Here is an 18256-nt window from a genome sequence, read left to right on the forward strand (position 1 = left end):
ATGCAACAGAATACTTCAGGAATCAGCCTAGAACATTTGGTTGAGGGAGACATTAATTTGACTCCGGCAAGGGGGCAATGGAATGGCTTTGTAGATAACCAAGAGGTAAAAGACTTACTGGAAAAAGATGCCAAATATTTTTTGCATCAGTCCATGTCTACACCCTGTTTAGATGTTTTAAAACATTGCGAAGGATCTTACATTCAAAGTGTTTCAGGTAAAAAGTACTTGGATTTCCATGGCAATAATGTGCATCAAATAGGATTCTCTCATCCAAAATTAATCAATCGCCTTAAGGAACAATTGCAGAACCTTACTTTTTCTACTAGAAGGTATACAAACGAAGTTGCCGTGGCTTTTGCGGAAAAATTGGTTTCGGTAACTCCGCAAGGGCTTGATAGAGTATTGTTCACTCCAAATGGAAGCTCTGCGGTTGGGATAGCATTAAAATTGGCCAGGGCTGTAACCGGAAAGTATAAGGTAGTTTCTTTTTGGGATTCGTTTCATGGCGCTTCTTTAGATGTGGTTGGAGCAAGTGGAGAGTCGATTTTTAGGGAACATATGGGGCCTTTGATGCCTGGGGTCATTCGTATTCCACCTCCGATTACTTACAGAGGTATTTATGAAGGTAGAGAGGAAAAGGCCTTGGAATACTTGGAATATGTCCTTTCAAAAGACAATCAGATAGGAGCTTTTTTGGCCGAAACTATAAGGAATACCGATGTTCAAATTCCATCAAAACACTTTTGGCAAGAAGCTAGAAGGTTATGTGATAGGTACAATGTACTGTTGATTTTGGATGAGATTCCCATTGCCTTGGGCAGAACAGGAAAAATGTTTGCTTTTGAACACTTTGGTATTGAGCCAGATATCTTATGTTTGGGTAAAGGTTTGGGTGGAGGTCTAATTCCTCAAGCAGCTATAGTCACTCGAGATGAATACAATATCTTTCAGCATATTTCATTAGGGCATTATACCCATGAAAAAAGTCCGATGGGAGCAATGGCGGGGCTAACAGTACTTCAAATTATTGAAGAAGAAGATTTGTTGGGGAAAACCTGTCAATTTGAAAAGTACATGAAATCAACCTTACATAGAATGCACCGAAAGTATTCACTGATTGGTGATGTAAGAGGTATGGGATTGTTGTGGGGAATAGAATTGGTAACTGATAGGACAGGTAAAAAACCTGCTTTGATTGAAGCAGAGGAAATAATGTACGAATGTCTCCGAAATGGTTTAAACTTTAAGGTATCCAAAGGCAACGTCATCCAGCTATCCCCTGCACTGACTATCTCTGAAGAAGAACTTCAAGATGCCTTAAGAATATTAAATGAAGCATTTCTAAAAATAAACACCATCACATAATGAGAAAAATTAGCCTTATCCTTAGTTGTTTTTTAATAGGTGCCGGAGTTATGGTAGCACAAGAAAAGCCACAAATTTTGGTTCAACCCTACTTGCAAAACGCAGAACCCAATTCCATTACCATAAAATGGGAGACCAGTTCCGGTGAAGAAAGTATTGTGGAATGGGGAACAACACCGAAATTGGGCAAAAAAAGTAAAGGCTTTGCTTATGATATCAATTTTTCGGATTCAAGGGTACATGAAGTTGAATTGACCAACCTTGAAAGGTTTACAGAATATTATTATCGCGTTAGGACAGACAAAACCTATTCGGATATTTTCCAATTCAAAACTCCTCCATTTGCCAGTGACAATGAATCCTTCAACATGGTAGCTATGAGTGATATGCAAATTGACCACAATGAACCTGACAAGTTTCGAGAGATCATTAATGATGGGTTAATTCAGTATCTAAAGAAAACGTATGGAGGAGATGTCCCAAGCAATCTCGCGATGGTCTTAGTTCCAGGAGATTTGGTAGAAAACGGTGCGAAATACCATCAGTGGAAAGACCATTTCTTTAATCCTGCGGAAAAACTCTTTGCCGAAGTACCGGTGTATCCTGTTTTAGGTAACCATGAAAGAAATTCGGTTTTCTATTTCAAATATTTTAGTCTTCCAGAGAATGGTACCCCCGCTTATGCTGAACATTGGTGGTACAAAGATTATGGCAATGTTAGAGTTATTGGCCTTAATTCAAATGAAGGCTATCGCGATGTGGGCTACCAATATGAATGGCTTCAAAAAGTTTTGGATGACACGGCCAAAAATGATGACATCGACTTTGTATTTGCGCAGTTGCACCATCCCCATAAGTCAGAACTATGGATTCCTGGGGAAGAAAAATCATCTGGAAAAGTAGTTAAGATGTTGGAGGGGTTTTCCACCAAAACTGGCAAACCCAGCATTCATTTTTTTGGCCACACCCACGGTTACTCTCGAGGGCAATCAAAAGATCATAAGCATCTTTGGATCAATGTGGCTTCCGCAGGAGGAGCCATTGACAATTGGGGTGAGTTTGAAGGGCGCGATTACGACGAATTCAGTGTGACCCAAGATGAATACGGATTTGTAATGGTCGAGGTGGATGGAAATCCATCTGATCCAAAATTTACCATTAAAAGGATAAGCCGAGGCAACCAAGAACATTTCAGGAACAATGAACTTCGTGATAGCATTACCATCTTTAGAAAAGCTCGAAAGCCCATAACACCAAAACTTATCAGTCCCGAAAACAATGAAACCGTTGATTTTAAAGGAGTGTTTTTAAAGGCTAATGCATTTGAAAGTCCTTTTAATCGGGCTTTTCATGCGGCAAGCCATTGGCAAGTTTCAGAAAATACAGATTTTGAAAAATTGAGCTTTGAGCGTTGGAAACAACATGAAAACTGGTACTATAAGGTCAACAGGCAAGAAAACGACAACCTTACCGATGAAAAAACCGAGCGTTTAAAGCCCAATACTACCTATTATTGGAGGGTGCGCTATCGAGATCAAAATTTGAACTGGAGCGATTGGTCCCAAACATCATCCTTTAAAACCAATTAAGAGGAAAAAAATATCTTAATTGTTTTTGGGTTGTTAAACAAAAAAGCTGAGATATCAATCTCAGCTTTTTAAGTACTCGAGGCGGGACTTGAACCCGCACGGGCAAAATGCCCACAGGATTTTAAGTCCGGCGTGTCTACCAATTCCACCACTCGAGCAGGACTTAAACAAAAAAACGCTGCAAGCAGCGTTTTTGAGCGAAAAACGGGATTCGAACCCGCGACCTCCACCTTGGCAAGGTGATGCTCTACCAACTGAGCTATTTTCGCATTTTAAAGAACATCTACAACACCGTTACTGCCGATGCGGATGCAAATTTAAAACATTTCTACAAAAATGAAAGAAATTTTTTTATGAGGAAGCCTTTTTCTTTTTGCCCAGCAATCTTTTGATCTCATTAAGTTTCATCAATGCCTCAACAGGGGTAAGGGTGTCGATGTCCAAGTGTAAAATCTCTTCCTTGATTTCTTCCAACAGAGGATCATCCAAGTTAAAAAAGCTCAGTTGCATCTCATTTTGAGCGACTTGCAACTTATCAGATATTTCCTCGCTCGAGTGTGATTTCTCGAGCTTTTTTAGAATTTTATTGGCTTTTTGAACCACTTGTTGGGGCATTCCAGCCATTTTGGCTACATGGATTCCGAAGCTATGTTCACTTCCACCAGGAACCAATTTTCGAAGGAAAAGTACATTGTCCTTCAATTCTTTGACCGAAACATTAAAGTTTTTGATGCGCTCAAAGGTATTGGTCATCTCATTGAGCTCATGATAATGTGTGGCAAACAACGTCTTTGCCCTAGAAGGATGTTCGTGTAAATATTCCGAAATGGCCCAAGCAATGGAAATACCATCATAGGTACTTGTACCCCTGCCAATCTCATCCAACAACACCAAACTGCGTTCAGAAAGGTTGTTCAAGATGGAAGCGGTCTCGTTCATTTCCACCATAAAAGTTGATTCACCCATTGAGATATTGTCGCTCGCACCTACGCGCGTAAATATCTTGTCCACAACCCCAATATGGGCTTCTGAAGCAGGGACAAAGCTACCCATTTGGGCTAAAAGTACGACCAGTGCGGTTTGTCTAAGAATGGCCGATTTACCACTCATGTTGGGACCAGTAATCATGATAATTTGCTGTTTATCACGATTCAGGATGACATCATTGGTGATATAGCTTTCCCCCAAGGGCAGCTGTTTTTCAATCACTGGATGTCGTCCATCTTTAATTTGGAGCACCGTTGATTCGTTCACATGCGGGACAACATAGTTATTTTCCTTGGCCAATTGTGCAAAACCAGAAAGACAATCCAATTGAGCAATCAATTGGGCATTCTTTTGAACGGGAACAATATATTCTTGCAGCCAGACCAAAAGTTGTTCAAAAAGCTGCTGTTCCAAATGGAGAATGCGCTCTTCAGCACCCAATATTTTGGCTTCGTACTCCTTAAGTTCTTCCGTAATATATCGCTCGGCATTGACCAAGGTCTGTTTTCGAATCCAAGTTTCGGGCACTTTATCCTTGTGGGTATTGCGGACTTCGATATAGTAGCCAAATACGTTGTTTGAAGCTATTTTTAGTGAAGTGATTCCCGTTAGTTCGGTTTCCCTTTCCAGCATCTTATCGAGATAATCCTTACTTGAAAATGCCAGATTTCGAAGCTCATCCAGTTCTTCAGAATATCCTTCGGCTATGGTATCTCCTTTTTGGATATTAATGGGAGCGGCTTCGTTGAGTGTTTCTTTAACCTTATTGCGAAGTGTTTCACAATCATTGAGCTGTTGGCCAATTTGTTGAAGGGAAGCATTTGTGCTTTGCGTAGCTAGTTGCTTGATAGGGCCAACAGCTTCGAGCGAATTTTTAAGCTGTATGACCTCTTTTGGATTGATTTTTCCCGTGGCCAGCTTGGAAATCAAACGTTCCAAGTCGCCCATTTGCTTAATCCAATGTTGGTTTTTTTCAAGCTGTGTCTCCTCATCTTTAAAATAAGAAACCACCTGATGCCGCTCTTTTATTTTTTCAACATTTTTAAGCGGAAGGGCCAACCATCTTTTTAATAGTCGACCACCCATGGGTGAAATGGTCTTGTCGATAATATCCAATAACGTAACCGCGTTGAGGTTGTGCGAATGATAAAGCTCAAGATTACGAATAGTGAAACGGTCCATCCAAACATATTCTTCCTCTGCAATACGTTGTATTTTATTGATGTGCTGCAACTGGCGGTGCTGGGTCTCGGATAGATAATGGAGCACCGCACCGGAGGAAATGATACCGTTCCCCAGATGGTCAATTCCAAAACCTTTAAGGTTTTTTGTTTTAAAATGGTTATTCAGACTTTCATGGGCAAAATCCTCTTGAAAAATCCAATCCTCCAAGAAAAAGGTGTGGAATTGTGTCCCAAATTGATCTGTGAAATCATTCTTATGTGATTTGGACACCAAAACTTCGTTTGGAGCAAAGTTCTGTAGCAATTTATCAATCTGTTCCGCAGATCCTTCGGAAGTTAAGAACTCACCAGTGGAAATATCCAAAAAGGAAACCCCCAATTTGTTACGCCCAAAATGAACCGCACATAAAAAATTATTGCTTTTGGAAGATAAAATGTCGTCGTTCAAAGCCACTCCTGGCGTTACCAATTCGGTGACCCCTCTTTTTACAATACTCTTGGTCAGTTTTGGGTCTTCCAACTGATCACAGATGGCCACACGTTGACCTGCTTTCACCAATTTGGGTAAATAAGTGTTTAAGGAGTGGTGGGGAAATCCTGCCAGTTCTGTTTTATCACCTCCATTGTTTCGGTAGGTTTGGATAATGCCTAATATTTTTGCGGCTTTTACGGCATCTTCGCCAAAAGTCTCATAAAAATCCCCCACACGAAAGAGTAGGAGGGCATCAGGATGTTTCGCCTTGATAGCATTGTACTGTTGCATCAAGGGAGTTACTTTCTTTGTTTTTGAAGAAGCTGCCAAAGCGATAGATTTCCGTTATTTTTGAATCGGGTAAAAACGAAAATACCGTTTTCATCATAGTTCAAGAATTTTTGTTGATATTTTCACTTTTGATGTTGAAAAAATGAAGCGTAAACTGGAAAATAGCGAGCTGGACAGGCTGGATGTTGAAGGATTTAAAAATGCTGAGAAGTCTCCGATTATTTTGATTTTGGATAATATTCGCAGCCTAAATAACATTGGGTCGGTCTTTCGAACGGCGGACGCTTTTCTTATTGAAAGGATTTATTTGTGTGGAATTACGGCCACCCCACCGCATAAAGACATTAGAAAAACAGCTTTGGGGGCTACGGAAAGTGTGAATTGGGAGTATCGTAAAAGTACTTTGGAGCTCGTCAAGGAACTTAAAAAGGAAGGTGTGAGTACTATTGCTGTAGAGCAGGCTGAGAATGCCACAATGCTAAACAACTTTCAGGTAAATACTGGAGAAACCATGGCTTTTGTTTTGGGTAATGAAGTAAAAGGCGTTGATCAAGAGGTGGTCTCAGCTTGTGATGAGGTTCTGGAAATCCCTCAATTTGGCACCAAACATTCCTTGAATATTTCGGTAACCGCTGGGGTTGTGGTTTGGGATGTTTGGGCTAAAATGAATACCCTATAAAACAAAAAAAGCCCTGAAAATCAGGGCTAAACATATAGTTTGAGTTAGTTAGTTTCTCTAAAAAGAGATGGCTAATAAAATAAAACCATTCGTTATATCCAAACATTTTCTAAAAATTCTCTTAAAAGCAGGACAAAATAATTTGATCTCCTAGAGCCTTGAGTATAGTCCCGTAGTCGCCGGTATTGTTTACAAAATCTAGGTCTCCCAGATTTAGAATCATGCTATTTTGGTTGGGGTGGGCCTTTATAAAATCGAGGTACCCTCTGTTAATTTTATCTAAATATGAAGGACTAATATCCTGTTCGTAATCTCTTCCTCTTTTTTTTATGTTTTCTAGAAGACGTTCAGTGTCTTGATGGAGGTACAAATAGATGTCCGGTTTTTTAACCTCTTTGTACATAAAATTAAACACCTTGCGATATAAATTGAATTCCTCCTTCTGTAAAGTGATTTGGGCAAAAATCAAAGATTTGAAAATATCATAGTCACTGACCATGAAATTTTTAAAAAGATCAAATTGTAAGGTGTCATCCGTAAATTGTTGATAGCGGTCCGCCAAAAAGGACATTTCCAAAGGAAAGGCATATCTCGCCTGATCTTTATAGAATTTGGGAAGAAAGGGATTGTCTGCAAAACGTTCCAACACCAATTTTGCATTGAAGTCCGATGCAATCATTTTGGTTAAGGTGGTTTTCCCTGCTCCTATGTTGCCCTCTATCGCAATGAACTGCAACTGGGAAAAAAGCTCCATTCTAGACTTAAAGAGTCTATGTTGGGTTTTTTGTAGTTTGCTTCGGTCTTTGCACTGTTGCAACAAATTACGAATGTCTTTATTTATTATGGGATGATAAAATTGAGGAACGATATCTGATAAAGGCTTGAGTACAAAGTTTCGAAGCGCCATGCTTGGGTGGGGGATGGTCAACTCCTCAGAGGAGACAATCTCGTTTCCATAAAAAATGATATCGATATCCAAAGTTCTGGAGTGGTATCCTTCAGAGGTGTTTCGCTCACGTCCAAAATCTCTTTCAATCTGTAAAAGTGAAGCAAGTAATTTGGTGGGCGGGAGTTCGGTCTGCAAGGCAATACATGCATTTAAAAAGTCACCTCCCTCAAAACCCACTGCAGGATTTTCGTAAACTCCGGAAACCGAAACGATTTCGCCAATATTGTTTTGAATACTGAACAAGGCATTTTGCAAGCTAAGAATGCGATTGCCCATGTTGCTTCCCAACGAAAGATATACCTGTTGTTTTTGACTCATAATCAGAAAAACAAAGAAACAAAACAATATAACAATGGTTATATTTGACGAGGAATAAAATTTTTATAAATGGCGTTTTTGAGGAACCTGTTGGCCGCAATTTTGGGGAGTTTGGTGGCATTTGGAATAGTGATGGGTATATTTTTCGTGTTTGCCACCTTGGTGAGTACTGCTGATGACGGTGTGGTAGTTAAGAAAAATTCGGTATTGGAAATTAGTTTCACGGAACCTATCAGGGATTATCTGGGCAAAGATGAGACGAATCCTTTCTCAGCATTTTCTGATGATGAAGCTGGACTGGATGAGATAATCCATGCAATTAAACTGGCTGAGCAAGACGAGAACATCCAAGGTATCAGTCTCACTACTAGTTTTTTAAGAGCAGGATTGGCCCAAGTTCAAGAAATAAGAAAGGCGTTCAACGAGTTCAAAGAGTCTGGAAAATTTGTTTATGCCCACTCTGACTTTTTCACTCAAAAAGATTACTATTTGGCTAGTGTCGCTGACGAAGTATACCTAAATCCGGTAGGGGGGATGGATTTTAAGGGGTTGTCCACCGAAGTGCTCTACTTTAAGGATTTACAGGAAAAATCCGGAATAAAAATGGAGGTCATTCGACATGGAAAGTACAAAAGTGCGGTAGAGCCCTATCTTTCGGATACCATGAGCCCTGAAAATAGGGAACAGATCAAGGAATTAATTACCTCATTATGGAATGAAATGGTTGGTGAAATAGGAACCTCCCGTGGAATGACGGGTCAACGATTGAACATGATTGCCGATACCTTAGGTGGTCGTACTCCAGAATTTGCTGTAGCATCTGGCCTCATTGACGGGAATCTTCATTTTGATGAATACGAGGTATTGCTGAAAGACAAACTTGGTTTAAATCAGGAGGAGGCTATTGAATATGTCGGTTTTTCCGATTATGTAAGCCTCGCCAATAGAAAAAAGCTGCATGTTGGCAAGAACAAAGTTGCGGTAATCTATGCTCAGGGAGAAATATATTATGGAGAGGGTTCTAAAGAAACTATAGGGCAGGGTATTATATCCACTGCATTACAAAAGGCCGTAGAAAATGAGAATGTTAAGGCGATTGTACTACGCGTCGATTCCCCTGGTGGAAGCGCCTTGGTTTCGGATATCATTTGGAGAGCGGTCGAGTTGGCCAAAGAGACCAAACCTGTTGTGGTTTCCTTTGGAAACGTAGCTGCATCGGGTGGATATTATATTGGAGTGGGTGGCGATAAGATTTTTGCTGAACCCACTACCATCACAGGGTCCATAGGTGTTTTTGGGACCATTCCCAATGTCAGTGAACTGGCAGGGAAAATTGGAATCAACGCTGAACAGGTAGGTACCAATAAAAATTCAGTGGACTATTCGTTGTTTGAACCCATGAACCCCAAGTTTAGAGATGTGATTCAAGAAGGAATCGAAGATACGTACAATACCTTTTTGGAACGGGTTGCATCTGGAAGAGATATGAGTGTTGAACAAGTGGATGCTATAGCTCAAGGCAGGGTGTGGAGTGGGGTTGATGCAAAAGCAAATGGATTGATTGATGAGCTGGGAAGTTTAGATGATGCCATAGCCGCTGCGGCAGAAATGGCCGAGCTTGATACTTACGGGGTTCGAAAATATCCCAAGTATAAATCCGATTTTGAACGGTTTATGGAAAGTTTTGGTGGGGCCAAAGTCAAAATTGGGGAAACTCTGATTCGTGAAGAAATTGGAAATGAAGCCTTTCAAATCCTAAAAGAACTCAAACAATTGACGAAACAAAAGGGAATACAAGCCAAGATGCCTTTTAGTCTAAATATTAAATAATCGGATGACGCCGAGAGATAAAAAAGTCGCGTTTTCCATCTACCTGTATTTAGGGGCGCTGTTTATTACTTCATTGGTGGTGTCCAACCTTATTTTTCAGAAGTTTTTTTATTGGAATCCTTTCGGAGATATCACCATTTTTGGTGCTCCGCTATTTGAGGTGTCTGTAGGCATTTTACCTTATCCCATTACCTTTTTGATTACCGACCTTATTTCTGAGATTTTCGGAAAAAAGAAGGCCAATCAAGTAGTTGTGGCCGGTATTTTTGCTTCATTCTTTTCTTTATTGATCGTTTATACAGCATCGGCGGCATCAGCAACAGACTGGTCTCCCGTTTCCAATGAACTGTTCCATTCGGTTTTCGGCAATACCATTGTGGCAGTTTTTGCTTCAATGATGGCCTATCTATTGGCTCAATTTGTGGATATTCAGTTATACCATTTCTGGAAAAGGCTCACCAAAGGGAAATATTTATGGCTTCGAAATAACTTTTCTACCTTTTCCTCACAGTTTATAGACACCTTTACTGTGGTGTTGTTACTATGCAGTTTTGGCGAGATTCCATGGAAACTTTTCTACGGTCTTGTCATCAGTGGATTCTTTTTTAAGGTTTTTATTGCCCTGCTCGACACCCCTTTGCTCTATTTTTTCGTATATCTCATACGAAAAAGATTTAACCTAAAATTAGGGGAAGAAATAGACCTTAATTAAGCACTTCTTGCTTATTTTGTTATTATAAAGCCCAAATTATGAGAACTAAAGCCTTTAAAATCATTGGCATAACCCTACTTGTCCTTGTTACGCTGATTATTTCCCTACCCTTGTTGCTAGAAGGGAAGATTGCGGAAATTATAAAGAATAAGGTCAACAATAATATCAACGCGACGCTCGATTTTGATGATGCGAGCTTGAGCCTGATCAAAAGTTTCCCAAGTGCAAATGTAGAATTACAACAGATTTCGTTGGTAAATAATGCTCCATTTGAAGGAGATACCCTGTTTGCATCGAATCAAATTGAGCTCAAAATGTCGATTAATGAGCTGTTTAAATCGGCAGAAGAACCCATAACCATTAAAAGATTGTTGATTGACGGTGCTAAACTCCACATAAAAGTAGATGCCCAGGAAAATGCCAATTACGATATTGGAAAGCAAGAGGATGAAAACACAGTAGCAGAAGAAAGCGGAGAATCCTCCAATTTCACCTTAGCAATGGATTCATATGAAATTACCAATTCCAACATTATATATGAAGACTTGGCTGCTGGTATGCGTTTGGAAATTTCAGAGATGAACCATTCTGGTACTGGTGACCTTTCTATAGAAACATCTGAGCTAAAGACCATGACCGATGCCCTTGTTTCCTTTGAAATGGACAGCACCAAATATTTGAACAAGAACAAGTTGTTTTTGGATGCTCTGATTGGTATAGACCTTAAAGAAAACAAATATTCATTTTTAGAGAACAAGGCTATGGTAAACCAATTACCGTTGGTTTTTGACGGTTTTGTTAAGGTGAACGAAGAGAATCAGGAAGTTGATATTAGTTTTAAGACACCTTCTTCTGATTTTAAAAATTTCCTGGCGGTAATCCCTGAAACGTATTCTAAGAATATTGAAAATGTTCAAACTACGGGTAATTTTGAGTTGGCCGGACAATTTAAAGGCATTGTTGATGAAACTCATATACCTGCTTTCAACATCAAAGTGAATTCAGAGAACGCTTCTTTTAAGTATCCGGATTTACCAAAATCAGTACGCAATGTATTTATCGATACTGAAATCAACAATACCACAGGAATAACAGAAGACACCTACGTGGATATCCAAAAGTTATCGTTTACCATTGATCAAGACAAGTTTAGTTTGACCTCAAAGATTCGGGACTTGATGGGGAATACCAAGATAAGCGCCCATTTGGACGGAAAAATGAATTTGGAGAATATTTCCCAGGCTTATCCGATTCCTTCTGATTACGATTTGAAAGGTAAGCTGGAAGCTGATGTGACCACTTCCTTTGATATGGCTTCTTTAGAAAATAATCAATATCAGAACACTAGGACCAATGGTAATTTGGAACTTACCGATTTTGAATATGCCTCAGACGAATTGAAGAATCCCGTAGCAATCAATTCGGCAGCGGTGACTTTTACTCCAGAAACCGTTTCGTTGAATTCTTTTCAAGGAAAAACAGGTCAAACGGATTTTGATGCAAGCGGTACACTGACCAATCTGCTCGGATTTTTATTCAACAAGGAAAACATCAAAGGAGATTTTAGGCTCTCCTCGAACACTTTTGCCCTAAGTGACTTTATGGTTGAAGAAGAAAGCTCTATGGAAGAAATAGAGGGTAATACCAATTCTGAAGGAGAAATTGAAGAGCGTATCAAGATTCCGTCTTTTTTGGATTGCAAGATTGATGCTTCCGCTGGAACAGTGCTTTATGACAACCTTAAATTGAAAAATGTGAAAGGAACATTGGTCATTAAGGATGAAACCGCAACGGTTCAAAATCTAACTTCCGATTTATTTGGAGGTACTTTAGGAGTATCTGGTGCTGTCTCCACCAAGAATGAAACATCCACTTTCAATATGAATTTGGGAATGAACAATTTTAATATTGGAGAGTCCTTTTCCTCATTGGAACTTTTCAAAGTATTGGCTCCTTTGGCGAATGCGCTTCAAGGAAAACTTAATTCAGATATTAAAATATCCGGAGACTTGAAAGAAGATTTTACGCCTCATTTGGCTTCGGTCTCAGGAGATGTACTGGCAGAACTGCTTTCCACAAAGGTAAGTGCCGAGAACGCTCCATTGTTTTCCGCTTTGGATAATCAATTGAATTTTTTGAATACCGACGAATTGGATTTGAGTGACTTGAAAACCGCCTTAAGTTTTGATAATGGCTCGGTCAAGGTGAAACCATTTGAGATAAAATATAAGGATATAGCCGTAAACGTGGACGGGAGTCATACGTTTGACAAACAATTGCAATATAAGGCTACCTTGGATGTTCCGGCTAAATATCTGGGAAGCGAGGTAAACGATCTTATTGCTAAAATGGATGACGAAAGTTTAAAGGATGTAACCATTCCGGTGGTTGCCAATATTGGAGGTAGCTATACAAGTCCATCGGTAAGTACGGACCTTAGTTCAGGTATTACCAAATTGACCAAGCAATTGGTGGATATCCAAAAGCAGAAACTTTTGAATCAAGGGAAAGATACTGCAAAAGACATGTTGTCCGATGTGTTTGCAAAGGATGATCAAGATTCCACGCAAGTGGAGTCTTCCGGAGTTAAGGAGGCTTTGGGTGATCTTTTAGGGGGCAAAAAAGAAGATAGCACCCAAGCCAAGGACTCAACAAACTCTGAAGACCCTGTTAAAAACACCGCAAAGTCTATTTTGGGTGGACTTTTGGGCAAAAAGAAAAAAGACACGGTAAACAACTAGTACAATAGAGAAAAAATAGGTAAATGGTCAGAGGGGTAAAGGTTATTTTCTCTTCGGTCATCAATAGCATCATAACTGATTACAGGAATGTTTTTGGTTAAAATGTAGTCAATTCTTGCTGTGGGTTTTTTATCGGGGTTAAAACCATTGAAAGTTCCTATAGGTCCATGGGCTGGGATTTTACTTATTTCGAAGGCATCATCTAATTCAGCTTTTAAAATTTGAATGGGTTCATCGTCGGGGTGACTGTTCAAATCTCCGATCACTGCAATAGGTTCGTCTTGAATCTCCATGTCATTGATCAAACCTAGAACGAGCTTAGATGAATTTTTTCTGGCTTCTTTTCCAATATGGTCATAGTGACAATTGAATACGTGAATCGTCTTTTTGGTGTTTTTGTCCTTGAACATGGCATATGTGACAATTCGCTCCATGGAGGCATCCCATCCCACAGAAACCATGTGGGGCGTATCAGAAAGCCAGTAGGTTTTTGTATCCAATATTTCCAGACTATCTGGGTTAAAAAAAATGGCGGCATATTCCCCTTTTTGCTTGCCATCATCTCGCCCAACACCAACATAGGAGTAGTTTGTTAAGGTATCATCCAAATACGTCACTTGGTCGTGAAGACCCTCTTGAATGCCCAAAATATCTGGTTTGTAATGAGAAATCAACTTGGCGACATCCTCTTTTCGGTTTTCCCACCAGTTTTCTTTGTCATTCGGATTGTTGTATCGAATGTTGTAGGTCATTATTGAATGTTGGGCGTTTAGGCTAAAGATCATCATCAACAATGGGAGCAGTACGTACTTTTTTTTCATGATTTTTTAAATAGATGAAACTATGTGCTTAAAATGTTATTTAAATAATTGAATGGTATAATCCAAAAGCTCTATTCCTCCACTTTTTCCATGCCCTGGCACTACAATTTGCAAGTCAGGGTATTGTTGCTTTATTTTTTCAACCGTATTGGCCCATTCAGATTCATTGGCATCTTCCAGATTTCCCTTGCCGGCTTTTAGGGATTTAACCAGACAGCCACCAAACAATGCTTTTTTATATGGAATGTATCCAACAACATTGTCTACTGTATGTCCTTCGCCAAAATACTTTATAAAAACAGGCTCTGTACCGACCGCGATTTCCGTATCATTGACAAAACCTTGCTCTGGTATAAGCTCAAGTCCTTTTTGTGCAAGTAAATCGATTGTTTTTTGACTGGCAAATGACTTTATCCCTGCATCATGAAACTGCCGCAGCCCACCCCAGCAATCTTTATGAAAATGGGTGACGACAACTGCAGCGATTTTTTTCTTATGCACTTTTTCGACCCAATCAATAAGTTCTTTAGTTGCATAGTTATCGGTCGGACTATCAAAAATTATGGCTTCATCTTCATTAAAATAAACCATACCATTGCAGGGCACTCTACCAAAATCATTTGTGTTTAAATACGAAACATGAACAAAAACATTAGTGTTTAGAGGTTCAACGGTCAACGTTTCTGAACTATAGAATTTTGGTGGCTTATTATTCTCAGCACAACAGTAAAGTAAAATTAAGATGCTTAGAAAAACGAATGTCTTATTATTTATGAATTTCATTTTAAAATTATGCGCTGTAGCTTTTCTAGCTTTGGATAACTGTATTTCTAATTTTTAAATTTCAATTTTTCTGTCTGAAATATAGGGAACGATAGGATATCCATATTTACTCATATCGACACCAAGGTCTTTAGGAGAAGGTCCCACGAACTCTGTCTTTTTTCCGAATAAGCGGAAGGTATTGTCCGTAGAAATTTCAGCATATGCCCATATTGGATCTTTGTATGGAACGGTATATTTTATCCAGGGATGGCTTTTATCCACCGCTTCGCTATAACGAATGTGTTTGAAATCGTCTCCCAACCATTGATACGACATGCTGTTTATCTGAATATAGTGTATGCCATTGATATTGTTGTGATAGTTTTGATGATGATGACCTGAAAAAACAAACTGTACTTTTTGAAAACCAGCTTGTTCGTTGGCCTGTTCCAAAACCAGTCTACTCTCGGTGCCGTTATAAATACCCCCTAAATCGTTATCCAACCCTTGGTGACAGAAAACAATTGTTGGTAATTGGGTTTCTGCCAAATCTTTTTCAAGCCATTCGAGCTGCTCTTTTCCAATATATCGGGCATATCCTTTAGGACGATTGGGTGACGGATCTTTGTCATTTCCATCCAAAACAATAAAATGATATCCGTTGCAATCAAATGAATAATATTTCCCCTCGGAGTTCCAATATTCAACAACTTGTTCTCGGGTAAAACCGCCATCCATATCATGGTTTCCGATGACATGGTATTTTTTTCCAGGGTAACTGTTCCAAATAGACATGAAATCTAGATTGTGATCGTATGGGCGGCAAAAATCTCCTAGTTGAATTATAAAATCTAGATTTTTTTCCTTGGCTTCATCGACAAAGGCCTTTAATCTGGAGTCCGCATCGTGCATAATATCTTTATGGATATCTGCGCAGATACCGAAATTTAATGATTTCCTTTTGTTCTTTGTCAAATTTTGAGCGCTAAGACTTGTTGGAAGCGCTGCCGCTAGGCCACCTATTGAAAGAATTTTGACAAAGTCTCTTCTGTTTTTCATTTGGTTGATTTTTGGTTATAGGGGTTTTGGAAGTTATTTTCAATTATTTGATGTCAATTCCAACGTAGTATCCTTCGCTTCCCCGTATGTTGAAAACGGTACTATCTTCAAAGAGTAAATATTGACCTTTTACCCCTTTTAAGATACCCGAATAACTAGGAGTTTTTTCTAGGTTAAGGCTTTTGACTTTTTCTGGGTACTGTAAAACAGGAAAGTCTAAATGGGTTTCTGAATTCGAATCGATAAAATAATCTAGCACTTCGTCCGGAACGTTTGGCTTTAATTTACTACGCCATTCCACTAGATTAACATCTTCAATAGTATTGGTGAGCATTTTACGCCAACTTGTTTTGTCACTTACATGAGCTTTAAGCGCTACTTCTGTAATTCCTGCCAAATACCTATTGGGGACTTCAACAATTTCAATCGCCTCGTGGGCACCTTGATCAATCCATCGTGTTGGGACTTGTGATTTTCTGGTGACCCCAACTTTGACATTACTGCTATTGGCCAAATACACGATATGTGGTTGCAATTGCGCTTTCTTTTCATATTCCAGATTACGATCTTCTTTACCTAAATGAGCGGTACTGAGCTCTGGTTTCATAATCCAATCGCCGGCTGCTGGGGATTCATAAAAACAAGACTTGCAAAAACCTTGACGATAAATGGGTCTTTCCCTCCCACAGTTCAAACACTGATACTTGATGAAGTCAATTTGGATTTCCTTGTTCAACAATTGATTCATGTTCAAAAAATCGTTCTCGAAAACCAAGTAATATTGAATGGGAGAACCCAGTTCGGTCTGCATTTTTTGTAATACACCTTCGTAAAGCATAGTAGAATGAATGTGTTTTTAAGCTGATTTGAAAATGAAGGTTAGATGACCTATTTTAGCTAAAGCACCCAACCTTGTAATAGGTTAAAGATACCTAAAAATGCCAATACCCTTATTCAATTCAATAGCTTCTTGGTTGTTAAAAAAACGATACCACCAAATAGAGCTTTTTCTAAAATATCCTTTGGATGTGCAAGGGGAGGTGCTTCAGCATTTAGTGGATTTTTCAAAGGACACCATGCTGGGAAAGCAATACGGGTTTAAGGATATTGCAACGTACGAGGAATTCGCGAATCGTGTGCCCATTGTAAATTATGAAGGTATAGCCGATTTGATAGAACGTAGTCGGCAGGGCGAACAAAACCTTTTTTGGCCTACTACTATAAAGTGGTTTGCCAAAAGTAGTGGTACAACAAATGCAAAGAGTAAGTTTATTCCAGTAAGTGTTGAAGCCTTGGAAGATTGTCATTATAAATCCAGTAAGGATTTGCTTTGTCTTTACCTTAATAATAATGAGAATTCTCAATTGTTTCGAGGCAAGAGTCTTCGTTTGGGTGGAAGCAAAAAGTTATATGAGGATAACGGTACTTTTTTTGGTGACCTATCGGCGATTTTGATAGATAATATGCCACTATGGGCAGAATATAGCAGTACTCCAAGCAACAAAGTGTCATTGATGAGCGATTGGGAGCCTAAGCTCAAGGCTATTATTGATGAAAGCATTCTAGAAAACGTAACAAGTCTGGCAGGAGTACCGTCATGGATGCTTGTATTGCTTAATGATGTATTGGAGAAAACAGGAAAAAAGAATCTTTTTGAGGTGTGGGAGAACCTAGAAGTCTATTTCCATGGAGGTGTTAGCTTTGCACCATATCGAGAACAATACAAACGATTACTGCCCAGAAAAAACTTCAACTATTATGAGACCTACAATGCCTCGGAAGGGTTTTTCGGGATTCAGGACAGGAACAATTCCCAAGACCTTCTTTTAATGTTGGATTATGGTATTTTTTATGAGTTTATCCCAATGGATTCTTATGGAAAAGAAGAAAAAGCCATTCCCTTATGGAAGGTTGAGATAGGGGTCAACTACGCTATTGTGATTACAACAAATGCCGGTTTGTGGCGATATAAGATTGGAGATACGGTTCGTTTTACTTCTAAAAATCCATATAGGATACGGATTACTGGCCGTACCAAGCACTTTATCAATGCTTTTGGGGAAGAATTGATTATTGAAAATGCAGAGGAGGCCTTGAACCAAATTTGCCAAAAGACGGATGCCCAGATAAAGGATTATACTGCTGCTCCTATCTTTATGAACGGTAGTGAAAAAGGTGCTCATGAATGGATAATCGAGTTTAGGAAACCGCCCAAGGATGTGGCTTACTTTACAGAATTTTTGGATAATGCACTGAAATCACTTAATTCAGATTATGAAGCTAAACGTTATAATAATATTACATTGCGTATGCCAAAGGTTCATGTTGCCCGTCCAAACCTGTTTCACGACTGGCTCAAATCCAAAAATAAGTTAGGAGGGCAACACAAGATTCCCAGATTATCCAATGAAAGAGCTTATATTGACGAATTACTCCAATTAAACCTTAAGAACTGATTCTCATTCTTAGGCCAAGGCTGCGAAAACGTTTT

13 protein-coding genes and 2 tRNA genes are annotated in these 18256 nt (G+C 39.3%); 7 read left to right on the top strand and 8 right to left on the bottom strand.

The window, feature by feature from the left end; translation table 11 throughout:
* Nucleotides 1-1368, top strand: a complete 1368-nt coding sequence (pbfA, locus tag E4661_RS06965) for a (R)-1-hydroxy-2-aminoethylphosphonate ammonia-lyase (protein WP_136466113.1) — start codon at nucleotides 1-3, stop codon at nucleotides 1366-1368.
* Nucleotides 1368-2957 (top strand): fibronectin type III domain-containing protein, encoded by a 1590-nt coding sequence (locus E4661_RS06970; protein WP_136466114.1) that lies wholly within the window; start codon nucleotides 1368-1370, stop codon nucleotides 2955-2957. The genes pbfA and E4661_RS06970 overlap by 1 nt, the downstream gene beginning before the upstream one ends.
* A 73-nt stretch (nucleotides 2958-3030) precedes the next feature.
* Here the strand turns inward: E4661_RS06970 and E4661_RS06975 are convergent.
* From E4661_RS06975 to mutS, 3 genes are all read right to left on the bottom strand, one after another.
* A tRNA-Leu gene (locus tag E4661_RS06975) sits at nucleotides 3031-3115 on the bottom strand.
* A gap of 38 nt (nucleotides 3116-3153) precedes the next feature.
* Nucleotides 3154-3226: transfer RNA gene (locus tag E4661_RS06980), tRNA-Gly, on the bottom strand.
* Between the two features lie 82 nt (nucleotides 3227-3308).
* Nucleotides 3309-5891 carry a DNA mismatch repair protein MutS gene (gene mutS, locus E4661_RS06985; protein WP_136466253.1) on the bottom strand — a complete coding sequence of 861 codons (2583 nt, stop codon included), beginning with the start codon at nucleotides 5889-5891 and terminating at the stop codon, nucleotides 3309-3311.
* A gap of 142 nt (nucleotides 5892-6033) precedes the next feature.
* Between mutS and E4661_RS06990 the strand changes: the two genes are divergently transcribed.
* Entirely contained in the window at nucleotides 6034-6570 is a 537-nt protein-coding gene (locus tag E4661_RS06990; RefSeq protein WP_136466115.1) for an RNA methyltransferase, read from the top strand.
* A gap of 121 nt (nucleotides 6571-6691) precedes the next feature.
* Here E4661_RS06990 and folK read toward each other — a convergent pair whose 3' ends face one another.
* A complete protein-coding gene (folK, locus tag E4661_RS06995; RefSeq protein WP_136466116.1) occupies nucleotides 6692-7837 on the bottom strand; it encodes a 2-amino-4-hydroxy-6-hydroxymethyldihydropteridine diphosphokinase in 1146 nt (381 codons plus the stop codon).
* Between the two features lie 69 nt (nucleotides 7838-7906).
* Between folK and sppA the strand changes: the two genes are divergently transcribed.
* The 3 genes from sppA to E4661_RS07010 are packed head-to-tail and all read left to right on the top strand — an operon-like array spanning nucleotide 7907 to nucleotide 13120.
* Nucleotides 7907-9667 (top strand): signal peptide peptidase SppA, encoded by a 1761-nt coding sequence (gene sppA, locus E4661_RS07000; protein ID WP_136466117.1) that lies wholly within the window; start codon nucleotides 7907-7909, stop codon nucleotides 9665-9667.
* A 4-nt stretch (nucleotides 9668-9671) separates the two neighbouring features.
* Nucleotides 9672-10379, top strand: a complete 708-nt coding sequence (locus E4661_RS07005) for a queuosine precursor transporter (RefSeq protein WP_136466118.1) — start codon at nucleotides 9672-9674, stop codon at nucleotides 10377-10379.
* Nucleotides 10380-10417: 38 nt separating this feature from the next.
* On the top strand, nucleotides 10418-13120 hold the full coding sequence (locus tag E4661_RS07010) for an AsmA-like C-terminal region-containing protein (protein ID WP_136466119.1): 2703 nt from the start codon (nucleotides 10418-10420) through the stop codon (nucleotides 13118-13120).
* Here E4661_RS07010 and E4661_RS07015 read toward each other — a convergent pair.
* The 4 genes from E4661_RS07015 to E4661_RS07030 are packed head-to-tail and all read right to left on the bottom strand — an operon-like array spanning nucleotide 13117 to nucleotide 16603.
* Nucleotides 13117-13941, bottom strand: a complete 825-nt coding sequence (locus tag E4661_RS07015; RefSeq protein WP_240751424.1) for an endonuclease/exonuclease/phosphatase family protein — start codon at nucleotides 13939-13941, stop codon at nucleotides 13117-13119. The genes E4661_RS07010 and E4661_RS07015 overlap by 4 nt on opposite strands.
* A 36-nt stretch (nucleotides 13942-13977) precedes the next feature.
* Nucleotides 13978-14724, bottom strand: coding sequence for a subclass B1 metallo-beta-lactamase (bla, locus tag E4661_RS07020; RefSeq protein WP_205728936.1), 747 nt, complete (start codon nucleotides 14722-14724; stop codon nucleotides 13978-13980).
* Between the two features lie 54 nt (nucleotides 14725-14778).
* Nucleotides 14779-15765, bottom strand: a complete 987-nt coding sequence (locus E4661_RS07025; protein WP_136466120.1) for a metallophosphoesterase family protein — start codon at nucleotides 15763-15765, stop codon at nucleotides 14779-14781.
* Between the two features lie 43 nt (nucleotides 15766-15808).
* A complete protein-coding gene (locus E4661_RS07030; RefSeq protein ID WP_136466121.1) occupies nucleotides 15809-16603 on the bottom strand; it encodes a DUF2797 domain-containing protein in 795 nt (264 codons plus the stop codon).
* A gap of 100 nt (nucleotides 16604-16703) precedes the next feature.
* On the opposite strand from E4661_RS07030, the gene E4661_RS07035 reads away from it, so the two are divergent.
* Nucleotides 16704-18221 (top strand): GH3 auxin-responsive promoter family protein, encoded by a 1518-nt coding sequence (locus tag E4661_RS07035; protein WP_136466122.1) that lies wholly within the window; start codon nucleotides 16704-16706, stop codon nucleotides 18219-18221.
* Nucleotides 18222-18256: the final 35 nt, after the last annotated feature.

Source organism: Flagellimonas onchidii, from assembly GCF_004804315.1.
GTDB classification, from domain to species: domain Bacteria; phylum Bacteroidota; class Bacteroidia; order Flavobacteriales; family Flavobacteriaceae; genus Flagellimonas; species Flagellimonas onchidii.

Coding starts and splice junctions, on each gene's coding strand:
- mutS (WP_136466253.1), bottom strand. CDS start 5,891: ATGCAACAGTACAATGCTATCAAGGCGAAACATCCTGATGCCCTCCTA.
- bla (WP_205728936.1), bottom strand. CDS start 14,724: ATGAAATTCATAAATAATAAGACATTCGTTTTTCTAAGCATCTTAATT.
- folK (WP_136466116.1), bottom strand. CDS start 7,837: ATGAGTCAAAAACAACAGGTATATCTTTCGTTGGGAAGCAACATGGGC.
- E4661_RS06970 (WP_136466114.1), top strand. CDS start 1,368: ATGAGAAAAATTAGCCTTATCCTTAGTTGTTTTTTAATAGGTGCCGGA.
- pbfA (WP_136466113.1), top strand. CDS start 1: ATGCAACAGAATACTTCAGGAATCAGCCTAGAACATTTGGTTGAGGGA.
- E4661_RS07005 (WP_136466118.1), top strand. CDS start 9,672: ATGACGCCGAGAGATAAAAAAGTCGCGTTTTCCATCTACCTGTATTTA.
- E4661_RS06990 (WP_136466115.1), top strand. CDS start 6,034: ATGAAGCGTAAACTGGAAAATAGCGAGCTGGACAGGCTGGATGTTGAA.
- E4661_RS07030 (WP_136466121.1), bottom strand. CDS start 16,603: ATGCTTTACGAAGGTGTATTACAAAAAATGCAGACCGAACTGGGTTCT.
- E4661_RS07025 (WP_136466120.1), bottom strand. CDS start 15,765: ATGAAAAACAGAAGAGACTTTGTCAAAATTCTTTCAATAGGTGGCCTA.
- E4661_RS07015 (WP_240751424.1), bottom strand. CDS start 13,941: ATGAAAAAAAAGTACGTACTGCTCCCATTGTTGATGATGATCTTTAGC.
- E4661_RS07010 (WP_136466119.1), top strand. CDS start 10,418: ATGAGAACTAAAGCCTTTAAAATCATTGGCATAACCCTACTTGTCCTT.
- E4661_RS07035 (WP_136466122.1), top strand. CDS start 16,704: ATGCCAATACCCTTATTCAATTCAATAGCTTCTTGGTTGTTAAAAAAA.
- sppA (WP_136466117.1), top strand. CDS start 7,907: ATGGCGTTTTTGAGGAACCTGTTGGCCGCAATTTTGGGGAGTTTGGTG.